Genomic DNA, 18,023 nt, shown 5'->3' with positions numbered 1-18,023 from the left:
CCGTCACCCATCCTTCGTCAAAGGAGACCGACAGATGCTGGACATCGCCGATGAGCTGGACCGGTGGGTCGAGCAGGGACGCGACTTCGCCGTGGCCACCGTGGTGGCCGTCGGCGGCAGCGCCCCGCGCCAGCCCGGCGCCGCCCTCGCGGTGGACGCCGACGGCACGGCGATCGGCTCGGTCTCCGGCGGCTGCGTGGAGGGCGCCGTGTACGAGCTGTGCCGGCAGGCGCTCCAGGACGGCGAAACCGTCCTCGAACGCTTCGGCTACAGCGACGAGGACGCCTTCGCCGTGGGTCTGACCTGCGGCGGGATCATCGACATCCTCGTCACGCCGGTACGGGCGGACGACCCCGCCCGTCCGGCGCTGGCCGCCGCGCTCGCCGCCGCCGCGCGAGGTGAGGCGACGGCGGTGGCGCGGATCGTGAGCGGTCCCGCGGAACTGGCGGGCCGCGCGCTCGTCGTCCACCCGGACGGCACCCGCACGGGCGGTTTCGGCGCCCACCCCGAACTGGACCGCACGGTGGCCGCCGAGACGGGCGCCTTCCTGGACGCCGGCCGGACCGGCACCCTGGAGATAGGAGAGCAGGGCTCGCGTTGCGGAGCGCCGCTCACGCTGCTGATCGAGTCCTCCGTCCCGGCACCCCGCATGATCGTCTTCGGCGCGATCGACTTCGCCTCGGCACTGGTCCGCGCCGGCAAGTTCCTCGGCTACCACGTGACGGTGTGCGACGCGCGCCCCGTCTTCGCGACGCAGGCCCGCTTCCCCGACGCGGACGAGATCGTCGTCGAGTGGCCGCACGAGTACCTGGGCCGCACCGAGGTCGACGCGCGCACCGTGCTGTGCGTCCTGACCCACGACGCCAAGTTCGACGTACCGCTGCTCCAGCTGGCGCTGCGCCTGCCGGTGGCCTACGTCGGCGCGATGGGCTCCCGCCGCACCCACCTCGACCGCAACGCCCGCCTGCGCGAGGTCGGCGTCAGCGACCTGGAGCTGGCCCGCCTCAGGTCCCCCATCGGCCTCGACCTCGGCGCCCGCACCCCCGAGGAGACGGCCCTGTCCATCGCCGCCGAGATCGTCGCGACCCGCCGCGGCGGCACGGGCGCCTCCCTGACCGGCGCCCACACCCCGATCCACCACGACGGCCCGTCGTCGCCGACGGGGCGCATCGGCTCGGTGGCCTGATCGGTGCCGACCCCTGCTTGACCCGCACCTCCCAAGCCGGGAGCGCGAGCGATTCCCGGTACGTCGGCGGCCGCCCGCGGGAACCGGCAGTTGCCCGGTGTAGGTCATGGTCCGGCCCATGTGTCCGTACCCGCCACTAGGTTCCCCGTATGAAACCCGAGATGCTCGACAAGATGAACCGGTTCCGTGAGAAGGCGCTCGCGGGCGGCGTCCCGTCCGCCGAGGTGGAGAGGTGGCTCGAGGCCGCCCGCCCCTGCGCCACCCTGGCGTCCACCGTGGACGGGCCGGTCGTGGGCCACTTCGGCGGGCCCCACCTGCTCCCCGCCGACGCTCCCCACCTCCCGGCAGGGCTGAACCTGATCGCGCTGCTGGACCTCGCCGCGCTGCCCGACGACGCAACGACTCTGGTACTGCCCCCCGACGGCCGGCTCCTCTTCTTCGCCCGACTCCATCCCGACGACCTCGACGCTTCCGGCCGAGTGATGTACGTCCCCGTCGGCACGCCCCTCGAAGAACGCCCTGGGGACGACGGCTATGACCGCGCAGAGCTACGACTGGAGTACGACCTCTCCCTGCCGGACAACGAGGTGCTTATCGACCCCGTCGAGCACCCGCACGCCAAGGAACTGCGCCAGGCCTGGTCAGACGTGCTGTACGAGGACGGGCACCATCGCGACGGGACTCACCTGCAGATCGACGGATACTCCAGGGACTCCTACGGCGAGGACGACCCCATCACCGCGTCCGCCGCCATGGCGGCACAGAAGGCAGGGAAGCCGGAGGGCAGGAGGGCCGGCCCATGGGCACGGCCTCGTCCCGACGACTGGGCGCTTCTCGCTCAATGGCATGGCGGCGTCCTGGAGTTCGGTAACCTCCGCATCGGCGGTGACGTCTTCTGGACGATCGCGAGGAAGGACGTGAAGGCGCGGCGCTTCGACCAGGTGACCGTCCTGGGGTGCTTCGCAGGCCCGTGAGTTGATGCCCGATTCTGGCCGGCCGGCGGACCCAGACGGGTCTGCCCCCCGCGTACACGGTGGCCCGACAAGCGGGATGCGCGCTGACCGGCGAAGGGCCGCACCCCTACCTGGTCAGCGAAACCTCCGCGACCACCGGCCGGTGGTCCGACGCCACGGCCTCCGCCGGGACCGAGGCGCCGCGCACCCGCACGCCCTCGCCCACGGCCACGTAATCGATCCGCTTGACGGGTGCCGCGGCCGGATACGTGCCACCGGTGCCCGTGCCGGCGTCGCGCAGCTCCCGCCAGAGCGGGGCCAGTTCGGGAGCCGTCGGCTCGGCGTTGAAGTCGCCCAGCAGCACCTGCCGTGCCCCCGGCAGCTCCGCCCGCTCCCGCGCCATGATCCGCCGCGTGTCGGCGACCTGCGCCACCCGCACCGCCGGGTCGGACCGGTAGTCAAGGTGGGTCACGAACACCTGTACCGGCACTCCGCGCACCTTGAGCGTCACCTCGCCGAACCCGGGCGCGGGTGCCGGCACCGGGTTCGGGTCCTGCGTGGACAGGCGTGTGATCTCGTGGTTCGTCGCGGAGCGGACAGGGAAGCGGGACAGCACCGTCACGCCGTACTCGCGCCGCGGGTCACCGGCCTCCACGGGGTCGAGGCTGTAGATGGGGGCGAACGACACCCGCATGCCGAGCCGGCGCGCCAGTTCCTCGGCCGTGTCCAGCCCCTGACTGCGTGCACCCCAGTGCACGTCGACCTCCTGGAGGCCGATCACGTCCGCGTCGAGGGCGCGCAGTGCGGCGGCCTGCCGGTCGAGGTCGAAGACGCCGTCCGATCCGGTGCCGGCGTGGATGTTGTAGGTGGCGATGCGCAGCGGGACCGCGGCGCCCTCTCCCTGGTCGGCGGAGGCGGCCGGTGTCGCCACGGTCAGGCTCAACAGGGCAGCGGTCACGGACAGTTGGACGAGGGTGCGTGCTCTGGCAGACATGCCGGCACGGTACGCGGGAAACGCCCGCCGCGAGGCTTGCGGCGCGATCCCGTCCGCGACCCGTACCCCGTACGCCACCGGTGGTTCACGGACGCCGCAGCAGCTGGTTGACCGTGCGGCCGAAGGCGTACCGCCCCGCGCCGCCCAGCGCGCCGTCGAAGGCGGACGGCAGGAGACGGACCCGCAGCTCCTCGCGCCACACGACGCGGGTGCGGCCGCCGGGGCCGGGACGGACCTCGATCTCGGCCCAGCCCCCGACCAGCCGGCCGCGCTTCTCCAGCCGGCACAGACCGGGGGTGTCGTCCTGCGGTGGCTGCCAGACGGTCACTTCCATCCGGTCGTCGAAGGCGAGCGGGCCGGCACCCGTACGGGCCACGATCACCGTGCCCGGGCGGGTGGGCCCGGGGGTGGTGACGGTGACCCGGGTCAGGGGCACGGCGTCCCCGTGCCGTTGCCACGCGGTGAGCCGGCGCCAGGCCTCGTCGAGGGGGAGCGGGGCGGTGCGTTCGAGCGAGAAGATGGCCACGGAGCGATCGTAGGGAACCGGCCGCGTGACCGGGCGTAGGGCCTAGCGGTAGACCTTGCCCGGCTCGGCCTTCCCGGGGGCCAGCAGCTGGGGCACCGTCACGAAGACGTAGCCGCGCTTCTTGAGCGCGTCGATGATCCCGGGCACGGCGGGCACGGTGCCGTCGTAGAGGTCGTGCAGCAGGATGATGCCGTCCCGGGACGACTGCTTCAGGACGCGTTCGGTGATCAGGTCGGAGTCGTTCGTCGTGTAGTCCTTGGCGGTCACGCTCCACAGCACCTCCGCCAGCCCCAGTTCGCGGCAGATCTCGTGCACCGTGTCGTTGGTGCGGCCCTGCGGCGGGCGCATCAGGGTGGGGCGCCGCCCGGTCAGCCGCTCTATCTCCTTGTCGGTGCGCTCCAGTTCCTCGCGTATCTCGTCCGGTTCGGCGTCCGTGAGGATCTGGTGCGTCCAGGTGTGGTTGGCCAGCTCGTGCCCCTCGTCGGCCATGCGTCTGACCAGCTCGGGGTACGTGTCGATGTGCCGTTTGCCGAGCAGGAAGAAGGTCGCCGGGACCTTCTTCTCCTTGAGTATGTCGAGCAGCCGGGCGGAGTGCTCGCTCGGTCCGGCGTCGAAGGTCAGCGCGATGCACTTGACGCGGCCGCAGTCGACGGTGCCGAACCCGGCCTGTGCCCGGGTGCCCGCCGCGCCCCGGACGGAGCTGGGGGAGGCCGTCTCCAGCTTCGTACAGCTGCTCAGTGCGAGTGTCAGTGAGGCGGCGGCCGCGAGTGTCGCGAGTGCGCGCAACCTGGTCCCCGTTTTGGTCATCTTCCCGGTCAGCGAAGGCATGCGAGGACTATACATAGCGAGTATATACGCAGTTTATAGTGGTCTGTCGAATGTACGTTCGGGGTAGTGGGGTCGTTCATCGGGTTACTCAGCCGGCACGCACGTGACGCCGAGAGTGAGGAGGACCCCGTGAGCGAGAGCCCCGTGGGCGACAGCCCCTTGAGCGGACGCGTCTGGCGCCGGGCCCTGGTGACCGGCGGAGCCGGGTTCGTGGGATCCCACCTGTGCGGCCGCCTGCTGGCGGACGGCGCCGACGTCGTGTGCCTGGACAACCTGGCCACCGGCTCCCGCGGCAACGTGGCCGAACTGGAGCGGCACCGCGGCTTCCGGTTCGTCCACGCCGACGCCACCGACCCGGCGGCCCTGCGCGGCCTGCCCGGCCGGTTCGACCTGGTCCTGCACTTCGCGTGCCCCGCCTCGCCCGCCGACTACCTCCGGCTGCCCCTGGAGACCCTCGACGTCGGCAGCACCGGCACCCGCAACGCCCTGGAGCGGGCCCGCGCCGACGGCGCCCGCTTCCTGCTCGCCTCCACCTCCGAGGTCTACGGCGACCCGCTGGAGCACCCGCAGCGCGAGACGTACTGGGGCAACGTCAACCCGATCGGCCCCCGCAGCGTCTACGACGAGTCCAAGCGCTTCGCCGAGGCCCTGGTCACCGCCCACCGCCAGGTGCACGGCACCGACGCCGCCATCGTCCGCATCTTCAACACCTACGGCCCCCGCATGCGCACCGGCGACGGCCGCGCCGTGCCCACCTTCATCGCGCAGGCCCTGGTCGGCATGCCCCTCACCGTCGCCGGCGACGGCGGCCAGACCCGCTCCCTGTGCTACGTCGACGACACCGTCGACGGCGTCCTGGCACTCGCCGCGTCCGGCGAGACCGGGCCGGTGAACATCGGCGGCGCCGACGAGATCACCATGCTGGAACTGGCCCGCCGCGTCGTCGAACTCACCGGCTCCGGGTCCCGGATCCGCTTCGTGGAACGCCCCGTCGACGACCCCGCCCGGCGCAGGCCCGACACCACCCTGGCCCGGGAACGGCTCGGCTGGCAGCCGCGGGTCGGCTGGAGCGAGGGGCTGGAACGGACCATCGGCTGGTTCGCGCACTCCGTCGCGGCCTGACCCCCCACCGCGGACACTCACAGACGGTGACATGTCCGGTCATATCCGGAACCGAGTTGTCTCCAAGTGTTTGAGTCAGCCGCAGTGCGGCACCCGCGAGCCCAGAGAGACGCCAGTAGTCGCCCGGGACGGAGCACCCCCCATGCGCATCCTCGGTATCAACGCCCTGTTCCACGACCCGGCCGCGGCACTCGTCGTCGACGGCCGGACCGTCGCGGCCGCCGAGGAAGAGCGCTTCAGCCGCCGCAAGCACGGCAAGCGGCCGGTGCCCTTCTCCGCGTGGGAGGTACCGGAGCTGTCGGCACGGTGGTGTCTGGAGCACGCCGGGGTGCGGCCGGAGGAACTGGACGCCGTCGCGTACTCCTTCGACCCGGGGCTCGCCCGGCCCGCCCGTGACATGGGCCTGGACGACCCCTGGGACCCGCTGCGGCTGGAGTACGCCCGCCGCGCCCCCGAGTTCCTCGCCGAGGCGCTGCCCGGACTCGACCCCGACCAGGTCGTCTTCGTCCCGCACCACGTGGCGCACGCCGCCTCCGCCGGACCCGCCTCACCACACCCCGACAACGACGTCCTCGTCCTCGACGGGCGCGGCGAGTCCGCCTCCCACCTGGCCGGCCGCTACCGCGACGGCAAGCTCGACACCCTCGCCACGCAGGCCCTCCCGCACTCCCTCGGCCTGGTCTACGAGGAACTCACCGAGCACCTCGGCTTCCTGCGCAGCAGCGACGAGTACAAGGTGATGGCCCTCGCCTCCTACGGCACCCCCCGCCACCTCGACCGCCTGCGCGAGCACGTCCACGCCACCGGCGACGGCGGCTTCCGCGCCCACGGCGTCGACTGGGCGGCCCTCGCCCCGGCCCGCGCCAAGGGCGAGGACTGGACGAAGGACCACGCCGACCTCGCCGCGAGCACCCAGGCCGTACTGGAGGAACTGCTCCTCGAACTCGTCCACTGGCTGCACCGCGAGGCCCAGGGAGAGGCGCTGACCATGGCGGGCGGCGTCGCGCTGAACTGCGTCGCCAACTCGAGGATCGCCGCCCGCGGCCCGTACCGGCACGTGTGGGTGCAGCCCGCCGCCGGCGACGCGGGCACGGCCCTCGGCGGCGCCCTGCACCTGGCCGCGCAGGACGCCGTCCCCGAGCCCATGCCCGGCGCCGACCTCGGCCGGGGCTGGAGCGACGAGGAGATCCGCGCCTGGCTGGAGACGGCCGCGATCCCCTACGAGGAGCCGGACGACATCGCCGAGACCGTCGCCGAGGAACTCGCCCGGGACGGGGTCGTCGCCTGGTTCCAGGGCCGCAGCGAGTTCGGGCCGCGCGCCCTCGGCCACCGCTCCCTGATGGCCCACCCGGGCCGCGCGGAGAACCTGGAGCGGCTCAACCACGTCAAGGGCCGCGAGGAGTTCCGCCCGGTCGCGCCGATGGTGCTGGCCGACCGCGCCGCCGACATTTTCACCGGGCCGGTCCCCAGCCCGTACATGCTCTTCGTGCACGACGTCGCCCCCGCCTGGCGCGACCGCATCCCCGCCGTCGTCCACGTCGACGGCACCGCCCGCATCCAGACCGTCGAGGAACGCCGCGAGCCGCTCGTCGCCCGCATGCTGAACGCCTTCGAACGACGCACCGGGCTGCCCGTCGTGGTCAACACCAGCCTCAACACCGCCGGGCGGCCCATGGTCGACGACCCGCGCGACGCGCTGGAGTGCTTCGGCTCCGCACCCGTGGACCTGCTGGCCATCGGACCGTTCGCGGTGCGCCGGGGGAAGGCGTTCGCATGACCGGCACACCCGCGACCGGCGGCCCCGGGACGGGCTACGCCGTGGTCGTCCCCACCCTCGTGCGCGACACGCTGGCCGACTGCCTGGCCGCGCTGGCCGCCGCGACCGGACCCGGCCCCGACGAGATCATCCTCGTCGACGACCGGCCCGACCCCGAGGCGGACCCCGGCGCGCTGGAACACCCGCTGAGCGTCCTCGGCGACCTGCGCGAGCGCACGGTGGTGCTGCGCAGCGGGGGCCGCGGGCCCGCCGCCGCCCGCAACACCGGCCTCCGCGCGGTCACCTCGCCCTGGACCGCCTTCCTCGACGACGACGTCCAGGTCGGCCCGCACTGGTGCGACCAACTCGTCCAGGACCTCGCCGAGGCGGCCCCCGACACCGGGGCCGTGCAGGGCGTCATCGCCGTCCCGCTGCCCGGCGAGCGCCGCCCCACCGACTGGGAGCGCGGCACCGCCGGACTCGCGCGGGCCCAGTGGATCACCGCCGACATGGCCTACCGCACCGACGTGCTCAAGGAGGTCGACGGCTTCGACGAACGCTTCACCCGCGCCTTCCGCGAGGACGCCGACCTCGCGCTGCGCGTCCTCGACGCGGGCTGGCGCATCCGGCGCGGCCGCCGCACCACCCGCCACCCCGTGCGCGACGCTTCCCGCTGGGCGTCCCTCAAGCAGCAGCGCGGCAACGCCGACGACGCCCTGATGCGGCGGCTGCACGGCCCCGACTGGTGGGCCAAGGCGGTCGCGCCCAAGGGCCGGATCCGGCGCCACGCGGCGATCACCGCCGCCGGCGTGGCCGCCCTCGCGCTCGCCGCCGCCGGCCGCCCCCGCACCGCCGCGCTCGCCGGACTCGGCTGGGCCGCGGGCACCGCCGAGTTCGCCTGGGCCCGCATCGCCCCGGGACCGCGTACCCGCCACGAGGTCACGACCATGCTGGTCACCAGCGTGCTCATCCCGCCCGCCGCGACCTGGCACCGGCTGAGCGGACTGTGGCGCCACCGTGCCGCCCCCGCCTGGCGGGAGGTGGCCGCATGAGCCCCGTCAAGGCCGTGCTCTTCGACCGCGACGGCACCCTCGTCCACGACGTCCCCTACAACGGCGACCCCGAGCGGGTCCGGCCCGTCGAGGGCGCCCGGGAAGCGGTCGCGCTGCTGCGCGCACACGGCATCCGCGTCGGCGTCGTCACCAACCAGTCCGGCGTCGCCCGCGGCCTCGTCAGCGACACCGACGTCCGCCGCGTCAACCGGCGGATCGACGACCTGATCGGCCCGTTCGACGTCTGGGCGGTCTGCCCGCACGGCCCCGACGACGGCTGTCACTGCCGCAAGCCGCGGCCCGGCCTGGTCCTCTGGGCGGCCGGACGCATCTGCACCACCCCCGCCGACTGCGTCGTCATCGGCGACATCGGCGCCGACACGGAGGCCGCCGAACGCGCGGGCGCCCACGGCATCCTCGTCCCCAACGCGCGGACCCGCCCGGAGGAGACGGCCACCGCGGCCCACGTCGCCCCGGACCTCCTGACCGCCGTACGGGCGGTACTCGCCGGCCCGCCCCGGGGCCGGACCCTCGTGGACGAACGCCCCGTCGAGGCGGCGTTCGGGTCGGGCGCCGACGGAACGCGGCAGGAGGGGGCGCCCGCCACGGGCGTGGGGGGCACCGCGACGGCCGCTGCTGCCGAGGGAACCGCTTCCGCGTCCGGTTCCGGGTCTGGGCCTGGGGCGGCCGGGGCTGGTGCCGTGGTGGGGCCCGGTGGGAGGCCGCGCAGGGGCGTGGATGGTGCCGCGTCAGCCGCCGGCGCCGAGGGGACTGCCCCCGACCCCGCCTTGGCGTCGGCCCCCGCCCCCAGCGGCGTGGATGGTGCCGCGTCGACCGCTGGCGCCGACGGGACCGCCCCCGGCGCCGACGGGACCGCCCCCGACCCCGCCTCGGCGCCGGCCCCCACCCCCAGGCCTGGGGCCGCGCGGACCGAGGCCACCGTGGAGACCCGCGGGAGGCCGCGATGAAGGCGCTCGTCACGCGGCTCGACAGCTTCGGCGACGTGCTGCTCGCCGGGCCCGCCGTACGGGCCGTCGCCGCCCGGGCCGACCACGTCACGCTGCTGTGCGGGTCGCGCGGCGCGCCCGCCGCCCGCCTGCTGCCCGGCGTGGACGAGGTGCTGGTGTGGGACGCGCCGTGGGGCGGGTTCCAGCCGCCCGACGTCAGCCGGGCGGACATCGACGCGCTCGTGGACCGGATCGACGCCGACACCGCGCTGATCCTCACCTCCTTCCACCAGTCCCCGCTGCCCACCGCCCTGGTCCTGCGCCTCGCCGGTGTCCGGCACATCGCCGCGGACAGCGTCGACTACCCCGGCTCCCTCCTCGACCTGCGCCACCAGCGCGCCCCGCACGCCCACGAGGCCGAGGCGGCGCTGGACCTCGCCGAGGCGGCGGGCTTCCCGCGGCCCGACGACGGACGCCTGCGGGTGCGCACCCCGCCCCGCACCGACGACCTGACCGGCCCCGGCCCCTACGTCGTCCTCCACCCGGGCGCCAGCGTCCCCGCCCGCGCCTGGAGCCCCGAGCGCGGCGCCGAGGCCGTGCGCGAACTCGCCGCCGCCGGGCACCGCGTGCTGGTCACCGGCGGCCCCGACGAACGCGACCTCACCGCGTACGTCGCGGGCGAGCACGGCACCGACCTCGGCGGCCGCACCGAGGCCCCGGAACTGGCCGGTGTCCTCGCGGGCGCCGTCGTCGTCGTCACCGGCAACACCGCGCCCGCCCACCTCGCCGCCGCCGTCGGCACCCCGGTCGTGTCCCTGTTCGCACCCGTCGTGCCGGCCGAGCGCTGGCGGCCGTACGGCGTCCCGTACGTCCTGCTCGGCGACCAGGACGCGCCCTGCGCCGGCAGCCGGGCCCGGGACTGCCCCGTCCCCGGCCACCCCTGCCTGAACACCGTCACCGCGACCGACGTGGCGGCGGCCGTCGAGAAACTCCTGGGGGAGGCATGAGGATCCTCATCTGGCACGTGCACGGGTCGTGGACCACGGCCTTCGTGCAGGGCCCGCACACCTACCTCGTCCCCGTCACCCCGGACCGCGGACCCGACGGCCTGGGCCGCGCCCGCACCTGGGACTGGCCCGACTCCGTCGTGGAAGTACCCCCGGAGCGGTTGCGGGACGAGCACATCGACCTCGTGATCATCCAGCGCCCCCACGAACTCGCCCTGGTCGACCAGTGGCTCGGGCGCCGCCCCCCGCTGGTCTACCTGGAGCACAACGCCCCCGACGGTGACGTGCCCGACACCCGCCACCCCGCCGCCGACCTCCCCGACGTCACCACCCTCGTCCACGTCACCCACTTCAACCGGCTGATGTGGGACGCGGGTCCCACGCCGACGACCGTCGTCGAACACGGCATCGTCGACCCCGGCCACCGCTGGACCGGCGAGCTGGACCGTGCCGCCGTCGTCGTCAACGAGCCGATCCGGCGCGGCCGTACGACCGGAACCGACCTGCTCCCCGCCTTCTCCCGCGCCGCCCCGCTCGACGTCTTCGGCATGCGCACCGAGGGACTCGCCGAGCACATCGGCGTCGACCCCGACCGCTGCCGCACGCGGGACGTCCCCCAGGGCGACCTGCACACCGAACTGGTCCGCCGCCGCGTCTACGTCCACCCCGTCCGCTGGACCTCCCTCGGACTGTCCCTCCTGGAGGCCATGCACCTGGGCATGCCCGTGGTCGCCCTCGCCACCACCGAGGTCACCGAGGCCGTCCCCCCGGGCGCCGGGGTGGTCTCCAACCGCATCGACGTACTGACCGACGCCGTACGCGACTTCCTCGCCGACCCGCTGCACGCGCGGACCGTCGGCGACGGGGCCCGTGCGGCGGCCCTGTCCCGCTACGGGCTGTCCCGCTTCCTGGACGACTGGGAGCGGCTGCTGAAGGAGGTGACCCGATGAGGATCGCCATGGTGTCCGAGCACGCGAGCCCGCTCGCCGCGCTCGGCGGCGTCGACGCCGGTGGACAGAACGTCTACGTGGCCCGTCTCACCGAGGAGTTGGCCAAGCGCGGCCACGACGTCACGGTCTACACCCGCCGGGACGCCACCGCTCTGCCCGACCGGGTGCCGCTGCCCGGCGGCGCGGTCGTCGAGCACGTGCCGGCCGGACCACCCGCGGCCGTGCCCAAGGACGAACTGTTCCCGCACATGCCCGCCTTCGGCGCCCACCTGGCCCGCGCCTGGGCGCGGGAGACACCGGACGTGGTGCACGCCCACTTCTGGATGTCCGGCATGGCCTCCCGGATCGGCGCCCGGCCCCACGGCATCCCCCTCGTGCAGACCTTCCATGCCCTGGGCACCGTCAAGCGGCGCCACCAGGGCATGCGGGACACCAGCCCGTACGAGCGCATCGGCATCGAACGGCAGCTCGGCCGCGCCTGCGAAAGGGTCCTGGCCACCTGCACGGACGAGGTCGTCGAACTCGGCGACATGGGCGTACCGCCCCGGCAGGTGTCCGTCGTCCCCTGCGGCGTGGACGCCGAGCACTTCCACCCCACCGCCGACACCGGCCGCACCCCCGCCCGCACGGAGCGGCACCGGCTGCTCGCCTGCGGCCGGCTCGTGCCCCGCAAGGGCTACGACCAGGCCATCCGCGCCCTGGCCCGGATCCCCGACGCCGAACTCCTCGTCGCGGGCGGACCGCCGGCCGGCGGACTCGACGCCGACCCGGAGGCACAGCGCCTGACCGCGCTCGCCCGCCGCACCGGCGTCGCCGACCGGGTCCGGCTGCTCGGCGCCATCGACCCCGAGGACATGCCCGCCCTGCTCCGCAGCGCCGACCTGGTGCTGTGCACCCCGGTCTACGAACCCTTCGGCATCGTGCCGCTGGAGGCGATGGCGTGCGGCGTGCCGGTCCTCGCCACCGACGTCGGCGGTCACCGCGACTCCGTGGCCGACGGGACCACCGGCCGGCTGGTCCCCCCGCAGGACCCCGAGGCCATCGCGGACGCCTGCCGTGAACTCCTCGCCGACGAACGGCTGCGCCGCCAGTACGGCAGGAACGGCCGCGACCGCGTCCTGCGGCACTACACCTGGGCGCGGGTCGCCGACGGCGCGGAACAGGTGTACCGCCTGACCCTCGCCGACCACGCACTGTCGAAGGAGGTGGCGTGATGACCGTGACCCCGCCCGTCGTCGGGCACTGCGACGAACTCCAGGAGGCGCTGGGAGTGTTCCGCGCCTCCGCGCACATCACCGAGCGCTGGGGCTCGCGGCTCGCCGCCGTCCTCTCCGGCGGCGGCCGGCTGCTGGCCGCCGGCAACGGCGGCAGCGCCGCCCAGGCGCAGCACCTGACCGCCGAACTCGTCGGCCGCTACCGCGACGACCGCCCGCCGTTCTCCGCCATCGCCCTGCACGCCGACACCTCCTCCACCACCGCCATCGCCAACGACTACGGCGTCGACGAGGTCTTCGCCCGCCAGGTCCGCGCCCACGGCCGCGCGGGCGACGTCCTGATGCTGCTGTCCACCAGCGGCGCCAGCGCCAACCTGCTCTCCGCGGCCGACGCCGCCCGCGCGGCCGGGGTACGCGTGTGGGCGCTCACCGGCTGCGAGCCCAACCCGCTCATGGCGGGCAGCGACGAGTCGCTGTGCGTGGCGGCCCCCTCGGCGGCCACCGTGCAGGAGATCCACCTGGTCGCCGTGCACATGATCTGCGCGGCCTTCGACGCCGCACTGGAACGAGGCGTACGGGGCGCACGAGGCGCACCGGGAGCACGCGGCAAGGGAACGCGGAGGTGACGGGACGCATGGCTATGGCTGACAGGACGCCCCTGGTCGTGGTCGGCGACGCCCTGCTGGACCGCGACCTGACCGGCTCCGCCGACCGGCTGGCGCCCGACGCGCCGGTTCCGGTCGTGTCGGAGTGCGCCGAACGCGTACGTCCGGGCGGCGCCGCGCTCGCAGCGTACCTCGCCGCCCGCGACGGCCGCGAGGTCACCCTGATCACGGGCGCGGGCGACGACCCGGCGAGCACGGCCCTGCGCGAACTCCTCGCCCCCTGGCTGACCCTGATCCCGCTCCCGCTGACCGGCACCTTGCCCGAGAAGACCCGCGTCCTGGCGCAGGACCGCCCCGTCGTCCGCCTCGACCGCGGCGGCGGCCGGGCCCGCGCGGCCACCGACGAGGCCCGTGCCGCGCTGCGCTCCGCCCGCGCCGTCCTGGTCTCCGACTACGGCCGCGGCACCGCGGACACCCTGCGGGACGTACTGGCCGCCCGCCCGCCGCTGGTCTGGGACCCGCACCCGCGCGGAGGCCCGCCGGTTCCCGGCACCCGGCTGGTGACACCGGCCGAGAAGGAGGCGCACGGCTTCGCGCCCCGGAACGGGCACTCCCCGGGCGGCCTGCGCGCCGCCGCGCTCGACGCCGCCGCCCTCGTACGGGACTGGCGGGTCGCCGCGGTGACGGTGACCCTCGGCTCGCGCGGCGCCCTCCTCTCCTACGGCGAACACCCCCTGCTCGTCCCCGCGCCCACCGCCCACCACGGCGACTCCTGTGGCGCGGGCGACCGGTTCGCCGCCACCGCCGCCGGGCTGCTCGCCGACGGGGCGCTGGTGGGGGAGGCCGTCGAGGGCGCCGTGGCCGCCGCGACGGCGTTCGTCGCGGCGGGCGGAGCGGGCGCCCTGCCCCCCGCGGACTCCGGCCCGCCGTCCTCCTCGCCGCCCGACACCGACGATCCGCACTCCCTGGCCGCCCGCGTCCGCGCCCAGCACGGCACGGTGGTCGCCGCGGGCGGCTGTTTCGACCTGCTGCACGCCGGCCACGTCGGCCTCCTCCAGGCCGCCCGGCGGCTCGGCGACTGCCTGGTCGTCTGCGTCAACTCCGACGCCTCCGTCCGGCGACGCAAGGGCGACGGCCGCCCCGTCAACCCCCTCGCCGACCGCGTCCGCGTCCTGCGCGCCCTCGCCTGCGTCGACGCCGTCGCCGTCTTCGACGAGGACACCCCCGAACGCCTCCTCGGCGACCTGCGCCCCGACGTCTGGGTCAAGGGCGGCGACTACGCGGGCGCGGACCTCCCCGAGGCCGGCCTCCTCCAGGAGTGGGGCGGCCAGGCCGTCCTCCTGCCCTACCTGGACGGCCGCTCCTCCACGGCCCTGATGGCCCGCGCCGCCGAGGGGGTGCGATGACGCACGGCACCCCGGCCACGGAGCGCGGCCGAGCCACGGCCCCACTGTCCACCGGTCGCCCACTGTCTGCCGGTCGCCCACTGTCTGCCGGTCGCCCGCCGTCTGCCGGTCGCCCGCCGTCTGCCGGTCGCCCGCCGACGCACGGCACCGCACCCCCGGCCTCGGCCGGCGGCCCGGTGACGGGCGACCCCGTGCATCCGCCGTCCGCCGGGATGGCGCACCCGCCCGACGCGGGTCCGGTGGCCGTCGGCCCGGCGCGCGGTGGGATGGCGCCCGGCGGGCCGTCTGCGGGCCGGGGGACAGGGTCGTCCGCCGGTGGGCCCGTGACGGGCGACCCCGTGCATCCGCCGTCCGCCGGGATGGCGCACCCGCCCGACGTGGGTCCGGTGGCCGTCGGCCCGGCGCGCGGTGGGATGGCGCCCGGCGGGCCGTCTGTGGGCCGGGGGACAGGGCCGTCCACGGGCGGTGCGGTGCCGGGGGAGGGGACGCGGGCGGTGTCCGCCGGACGTGCCGGGGCGGGCGGGTCGGGGCCTCCCGCGTCCGCCGGTGGGCCCGTGACGGGCGACCCCGTGCATCCGCCGTCCGCCGCGATGGCGCACCCGCCCGACGCCGGCGCCGCGTACGCCGCCTCGGACGCGGGGCGGCACGAGGGCGGTGGGCGGGCGCGCCCCCGACTGCTCGTTCTGCGTGCCCTCGGGCTCGGTGACCTGCTGGCCGGGGTGCCCGCGCTGCGCGCGCTGCGCCGCGCGTACCCCGGGCACGAGCTGGTGCTGGCGACCCCCGCCGAGCTGGCGCCCGTCGTCGCGGCCACCGGTGCCGTGGACCGGCTGCTGCCCGCCGCCGAGCCCGGCCGTGAGGTCCCGCGCACCCTCGACTGGACCGGCCCGCCCCCCGACGTCGCCGTCGACCTGCACGGCAACGGGCCGCCCAGCCACCGCCTGCTGACGGGCCTGCGCCCGCTGAGGCTGCTGGCGTTCGCGCACCCCGGGACGCCGGAGGTCGACGGGCCGCCCTGGTACGCCGACGAGCACGAGCGTGACCGGTGGTGCCGGCTGCTGCGGGCGTACGGCATCGACGCCGACCCGGCCGACCTGCGGCTGCCGCGTCCTGACGTACCGTCCCCCGCCCCCGGCGCCGTCGTCCTGCACCCCGGCGCCGGCGCCCCGTCCCGCTGCTGGCCCGTGGAACGGTACGCGGCCGTCGCCGAGGCGCTGCGCGCACGGGGACGCCGGGCCGTCGTCACCGGGGGAGCGGACGAGGCCGACCTGGTGGCCAGGCTGGCCAAGCTCGCCCACCTGCCCGACACGGACGTGTTCGGCGGCGGCCTGCCCCACGACCGGCTCTCCGCCCTGGTGGCCGAAGCACGCGCCGTCGTCAGCGGCGACACCGGCATCGCCCACCTCGCCGTCGCCCACGCCACGCCCTCCGTCACCCTGTTCGGCCCGGTCCCGCCCAGCCGCTGGGGCCCGCCGGACCATCCCCGGCACCGCACCCTGTGGCACCCGGGCCCGGACGGCGACCACGGCGACCACGGCGACCCGCACGGCCACCAGCCCGACCCCGCGCTGCTGCGGATCACCACCGACGACGTCCTGGCAGCCCTCGACGCACTGGACGCCCTGGAAGAGGCACCATGAACCACGCCACGAACCGCGGCCCGTCGACCACCCGCGAACACTCCCACGCCGACCCCACCCGGCCCGCCCCCGTCGGCGTCGTCATCGCCACCCGCAACCGCTCCGCGAGCCTCGCCGTCACCGTGCGCCACCTGCTCGCCCTGCCCGAACGCCCCGAGGTCCTCGTCGTCGACAACGCCTCCACCGACGACACCCGCGCCATGCTGGCCCGCGACTTCCCGAAGGTCCGCCTGCTCGCCCTGCCGTTCAACCGCGGCGCCCTCGCCCGCACCCACGGCGTCCGCGCCCTCGACACCCCGTACGTGGCGTTCAGCGACGACGACTCCTGGTGGGCACCCGGCGCTCTCGCCACCGCCGCCCGGCACTTCGACGAACACCCCCGGCTCGGCCTGCTCGCCGCCCGCACCCTCGTCGGCCCCGACGACGCCGCGGACCCCCTCAACGACCTGCTCGCCGCCTCCCCCCTCGGCCCGGCCACCGACCTGCCCGGCACCCAGGTCCTCGGCTACCTCGGCTGCGCCGCCGTCGCCCGCCGCACGTCCTACCTCGACGCCGGCGGCTACCACCCGCTGCTCTTCTTCGGCGCCGAGGAGACCCTCCTCGCCTACGACCTCGCCGCCCGCGGCTGGGGCGTCACGCACTGCCCCGACGTGGTCGCCCACCACCACCCGCACCCCGGCCCCCGCACCGACCGCCCGGCCGTCGTACGCCGCAACGAACTCCTCACCGCCTGGCTCCGCCGCCCCCTCCCGTACGCCCTCGCCCGCACCCGCGCCCTCGCCGCCGACGCCCGCCACGACCCGCACGCCCGGCGCGCCCTGCGCGAGACGCTCACCCGCCTGCCCGCCGCCCTGCGCGCCCGCAGGCCCCTGCCCCCGCACGTGGAGCGCGCCGCCCGCCTCCTGGACACGGCGAGCGGAGCGACCTCATGACCGACACCCGGACCACCGTCGTCGTCATCACCCACAACCGGTGCCCCGAACTCCTGCGCACCCTGGACCGCCTCGCCGAACTCCCCGAGAAACCCCCGGTGATCGTTACCGACAACGCCTCCACCGACGGCACCGCCTCCGCGGTCGCCCGCCACCACCCGGACGTACGGCTCCTGCGCCCCGGCCGCAACCTCGGTGCCGTCGGCCGCAACCTGGCGGTGCGTCAGGTCACCACGCCCTACGTCGCCTTCTGCGACGACGACTCCTGGTGGGCGCCGGGCTCCCTGTCCGGGGCCGCCGACCTGCTCGACCGGCACCCGGCGGTCGGCTCGGTCACCGCCCGCATCGTCGTCGAACCCGACGGCACCGAGGACCCGATCGTCGAAGAACTGCGCGACTCGCCCGTACCCCGCCCCGACTGGCTCCCCGGACCGGCCCTCGGGTCCTTCCTGGCCGCCGCGACCGTACTGCGCACCGACGCCTTCCGGGCCGCGGGCGGCTTCCACCCCCGGCTGTGGCTGGGCGGCGAGGAGGAGCTGCTCGCCGCCGACCTGGCGGCGAACGGCTGGTGGCTGACGTACGCCGACGACCTGACGATCCACCACCACCCTTCGGTCGTCCGGGACGCGACGCTGCGCCGGGCCCACGGCATCCGCAACACCCTGTGGTTCACCTGGCTGCGCCGCCCGGCCGGCCCGGCCCTGCGCCGCACCCTCCACCTGGCCCGCACCGTCCCGCGCGACACCGCGTCCCTGCGCGCCTTCGCCGAGGCCACGGCCGCCCTGCCGTGGGTACTGCGCGAACGCCGGGTGCTGCCGCCGGAGGTCGAGGCCCGCCTGCGCTCACTGGAACCCGCCCAGCGCGACTCGACCGCCCGCAGCTACACGGGCTGACGCCCCCGCCCACCA

General features: G+C 75.6%; 16 protein-coding genes and 1 pseudogene. 14 read left to right on the top strand and 3 right to left on the bottom strand.

What is annotated here, in order from left to right:
• The first annotated feature begins 34 nt into the window (after positions 1–34).
• Entirely contained in the window at positions 35–1,186 is a 1,152-nt protein-coding gene (locus ACP4J0_RS15950) for an XdhC family protein (RefSeq protein WP_426599330.1), read from the top strand.
• A 149-nt stretch (positions 1,187–1,335) separates the two neighbouring features.
• Positions 1,336–2,160: a DUF1963 domain-containing protein gene (locus ACP4J0_RS15945; protein ID WP_426599329.1), complete on the top strand. Its 825-nt coding sequence runs from the start codon at positions 1,336–1,338 to the stop codon at positions 2,158–2,160.
• Positions 2,161–2,266: 106 nt separating this feature from the next.
• Here ACP4J0_RS15945 and ACP4J0_RS15940 read toward each other — a convergent pair whose 3' ends face one another.
• The 3 genes from ACP4J0_RS15940 to ACP4J0_RS15930 form a co-directional block, all read right to left on the bottom strand.
• Complete coding sequence (locus tag ACP4J0_RS15940; RefSeq protein ID WP_426599328.1) at positions 2,267–3,133, bottom strand: endonuclease/exonuclease/phosphatase family protein; 867 nt, start codon at positions 3,131–3,133, stop codon at positions 2,267–2,269.
• An 85-nt stretch (positions 3,134–3,218) separates the two neighbouring features.
• On the bottom strand, positions 3,219–3,659 hold the full coding sequence (locus ACP4J0_RS15935; RefSeq protein ID WP_426599327.1) for an SRPBCC family protein: 441 nt from the start codon (positions 3,657–3,659) through the stop codon (positions 3,219–3,221).
• Between the two features lie 42 nt (positions 3,660–3,701).
• Complete coding sequence (locus ACP4J0_RS15930) at positions 3,702–4,487, bottom strand: polysaccharide deacetylase family protein (protein ID WP_426599326.1); 786 nt, start codon at positions 4,485–4,487, stop codon at positions 3,702–3,704.
• Between the two features lie 129 nt (positions 4,488–4,616).
• Between ACP4J0_RS15930 and ACP4J0_RS15925 the strand changes: the two genes are divergently transcribed.
• From ACP4J0_RS15925 to ACP4J0_RS15870, 12 genes and pseudogenes are all read left to right on the top strand, one after another.
• Positions 4,617–5,609 carry a UDP-glucuronic acid decarboxylase family protein gene (locus ACP4J0_RS15925; RefSeq protein ID WP_426599325.1) on the top strand — a complete coding sequence of 331 codons (993 nt, stop codon included), beginning with the start codon at positions 4,617–4,619 and terminating at the stop codon, positions 5,607–5,609.
• A gap of 142 nt (positions 5,610–5,751) precedes the next feature.
• Complete coding sequence (locus ACP4J0_RS15920) at positions 5,752–7,386, top strand: carbamoyltransferase family protein (protein ID WP_426599324.1); 1,635 nt, start codon at positions 5,752–5,754, stop codon at positions 7,384–7,386.
• Positions 7,383–8,417 (top strand): glycosyltransferase family 2 protein, encoded by a 1,035-nt coding sequence (locus ACP4J0_RS15915; RefSeq protein ID WP_426599323.1) that lies wholly within the window; start codon positions 7,383–7,385, stop codon positions 8,415–8,417. The genes ACP4J0_RS15920 and ACP4J0_RS15915 overlap by 4 nt, the downstream gene beginning before the upstream one ends.
• A pseudogene (locus tag ACP4J0_RS15910) lies at positions 8,414–8,989 on the top strand (D-glycero-alpha-D-manno-heptose-1,7-bisphosphate 7-phosphatase); the annotation flags it as partial. The gene ACP4J0_RS15915 and the pseudogene ACP4J0_RS15910, both read left to right, overlap by 4 nt.
• A gap of 392 nt (positions 8,990–9,381) precedes the next feature.
• The gene (locus tag ACP4J0_RS15905) at positions 9,382–10,371 is read left to right on the top strand and encodes a glycosyltransferase family 9 protein (RefSeq protein WP_426599322.1); all 990 of its coding nucleotides are present in this window, start codon (positions 9,382–9,384) and stop codon (positions 10,369–10,371) included.
• On the top strand, positions 10,368–11,321 hold the full coding sequence (locus tag ACP4J0_RS15900) for a glycosyltransferase (protein WP_426599321.1): 954 nt from the start codon (positions 10,368–10,370) through the stop codon (positions 11,319–11,321). The genes ACP4J0_RS15905 and ACP4J0_RS15900 overlap by 4 nt, the downstream gene beginning before the upstream one ends.
• Positions 11,318–12,535 (top strand): glycosyltransferase family 4 protein, encoded by a 1,218-nt coding sequence (locus ACP4J0_RS15895; protein WP_426599320.1) that lies wholly within the window; start codon positions 11,318–11,320, stop codon positions 12,533–12,535. Before ACP4J0_RS15900 ends, ACP4J0_RS15895 begins: the two co-directional genes overlap by 4 nt.
• Positions 12,535–13,161, top strand: coding sequence for a D-sedoheptulose-7-phosphate isomerase (locus tag ACP4J0_RS15890; protein ID WP_426599319.1), 627 nt, complete (start codon positions 12,535–12,537; stop codon positions 13,159–13,161). The genes ACP4J0_RS15895 and ACP4J0_RS15890 overlap by 1 nt, the downstream gene beginning before the upstream one ends.
• Before the next feature lie 14 nt (positions 13,162–13,175).
• A complete protein-coding gene (rfaE2, locus tag ACP4J0_RS15885) occupies positions 13,176–14,546 on the top strand; it encodes a D-glycero-beta-D-manno-heptose 1-phosphate adenylyltransferase (RefSeq protein WP_426599455.1) in 1,371 nt (456 codons plus the stop codon).
• A gap of 413 nt (positions 14,547–14,959) precedes the next feature.
• Positions 14,960–16,183 (top strand): glycosyltransferase family 9 protein, encoded by a 1,224-nt coding sequence (locus ACP4J0_RS15880; RefSeq protein ID WP_426599454.1) that lies wholly within the window; start codon positions 14,960–14,962, stop codon positions 16,181–16,183.
• Entirely contained in the window at positions 16,180–17,115 is a 936-nt protein-coding gene (locus ACP4J0_RS15875; protein WP_426599318.1) for a glycosyltransferase family 2 protein, read from the top strand. Before ACP4J0_RS15880 ends, ACP4J0_RS15875 begins: the two co-directional genes overlap by 4 nt.
• Positions 17,112–18,008: a glycosyltransferase family 2 protein gene (locus ACP4J0_RS15870; RefSeq protein ID WP_426599317.1), complete on the top strand. Its 897-nt coding sequence runs from the start codon at positions 17,112–17,114 to the stop codon at positions 18,006–18,008. The genes ACP4J0_RS15875 and ACP4J0_RS15870 overlap by 4 nt, the downstream gene beginning before the upstream one ends.
• Positions 18,009–18,023: the final 15 nt, after the last annotated feature.

Origin of the sequence: Streptomyces sp. WG7 (assembly GCF_049975785.1) — a bacterium.
GTDB lineage: Bacteria > Actinomycetota > Actinomycetes > Streptomycetales > Streptomycetaceae > Streptomyces.
This window is presented reverse-complemented; position numbering and strand designations above follow the sequence as displayed.

What these genes read in the sequence shown, in the direction of transcription:
- ACP4J0_RS15950 (WP_426599330.1), top strand. Translation starts at nt 35, where the DNA reads ATGCTGGACATCGCCGATGAGCTGGACCGGTGGGTCGAGCAGGGACGC.
- ACP4J0_RS15945 (WP_426599329.1), top strand. Translation starts at nt 1,336, where the DNA reads ATGAAACCCGAGATGCTCGACAAGATGAACCGGTTCCGTGAGAAGGCG.
- ACP4J0_RS15940 (WP_426599328.1), bottom strand. Translation starts at nt 3,133, where the DNA reads ATGTCTGCCAGAGCACGCACCCTCGTCCAACTGTCCGTGACCGCTGCC.
- ACP4J0_RS15930 (WP_426599326.1), bottom strand. Translation starts at nt 4,487, where the DNA reads ATGCCTTCGCTGACCGGGAAGATGACCAAAACGGGGACCAGGTTGCGC.
- ACP4J0_RS15920 (WP_426599324.1), top strand. Translation starts at nt 5,752, where the DNA reads ATGCGCATCCTCGGTATCAACGCCCTGTTCCACGACCCGGCCGCGGCA.
- ACP4J0_RS15915 (WP_426599323.1), top strand. Translation starts at nt 7,383, where the DNA reads ATGACCGGCACACCCGCGACCGGCGGCCCCGGGACGGGCTACGCCGTG.
- ACP4J0_RS15905 (WP_426599322.1), top strand. Translation starts at nt 9,382, where the DNA reads ATGAAGGCGCTCGTCACGCGGCTCGACAGCTTCGGCGACGTGCTGCTC.
- ACP4J0_RS15900 (WP_426599321.1), top strand. Translation starts at nt 10,368, where the DNA reads ATGAGGATCCTCATCTGGCACGTGCACGGGTCGTGGACCACGGCCTTC.
- ACP4J0_RS15895 (WP_426599320.1), top strand. Translation starts at nt 11,318, where the DNA reads ATGAGGATCGCCATGGTGTCCGAGCACGCGAGCCCGCTCGCCGCGCTC.
- ACP4J0_RS15890 (WP_426599319.1), top strand. Translation starts at nt 12,535, where the DNA reads ATGACCGTGACCCCGCCCGTCGTCGGGCACTGCGACGAACTCCAGGAG.
- rfaE2 (WP_426599455.1), top strand. Translation starts at nt 13,176, where the DNA reads ATGGCTGACAGGACGCCCCTGGTCGTGGTCGGCGACGCCCTGCTGGAC.
- ACP4J0_RS15880 (WP_426599454.1), top strand. Translation starts at nt 14,960, where the DNA reads ATGGCGCCCGGCGGGCCGTCTGTGGGCCGGGGGACAGGGCCGTCCACG.
- ACP4J0_RS15875 (WP_426599318.1), top strand. Translation starts at nt 16,180, where the DNA reads ATGAACCACGCCACGAACCGCGGCCCGTCGACCACCCGCGAACACTCC.
- ACP4J0_RS15870 (WP_426599317.1), top strand. Translation starts at nt 17,112, where the DNA reads ATGACCGACACCCGGACCACCGTCGTCGTCATCACCCACAACCGGTGC.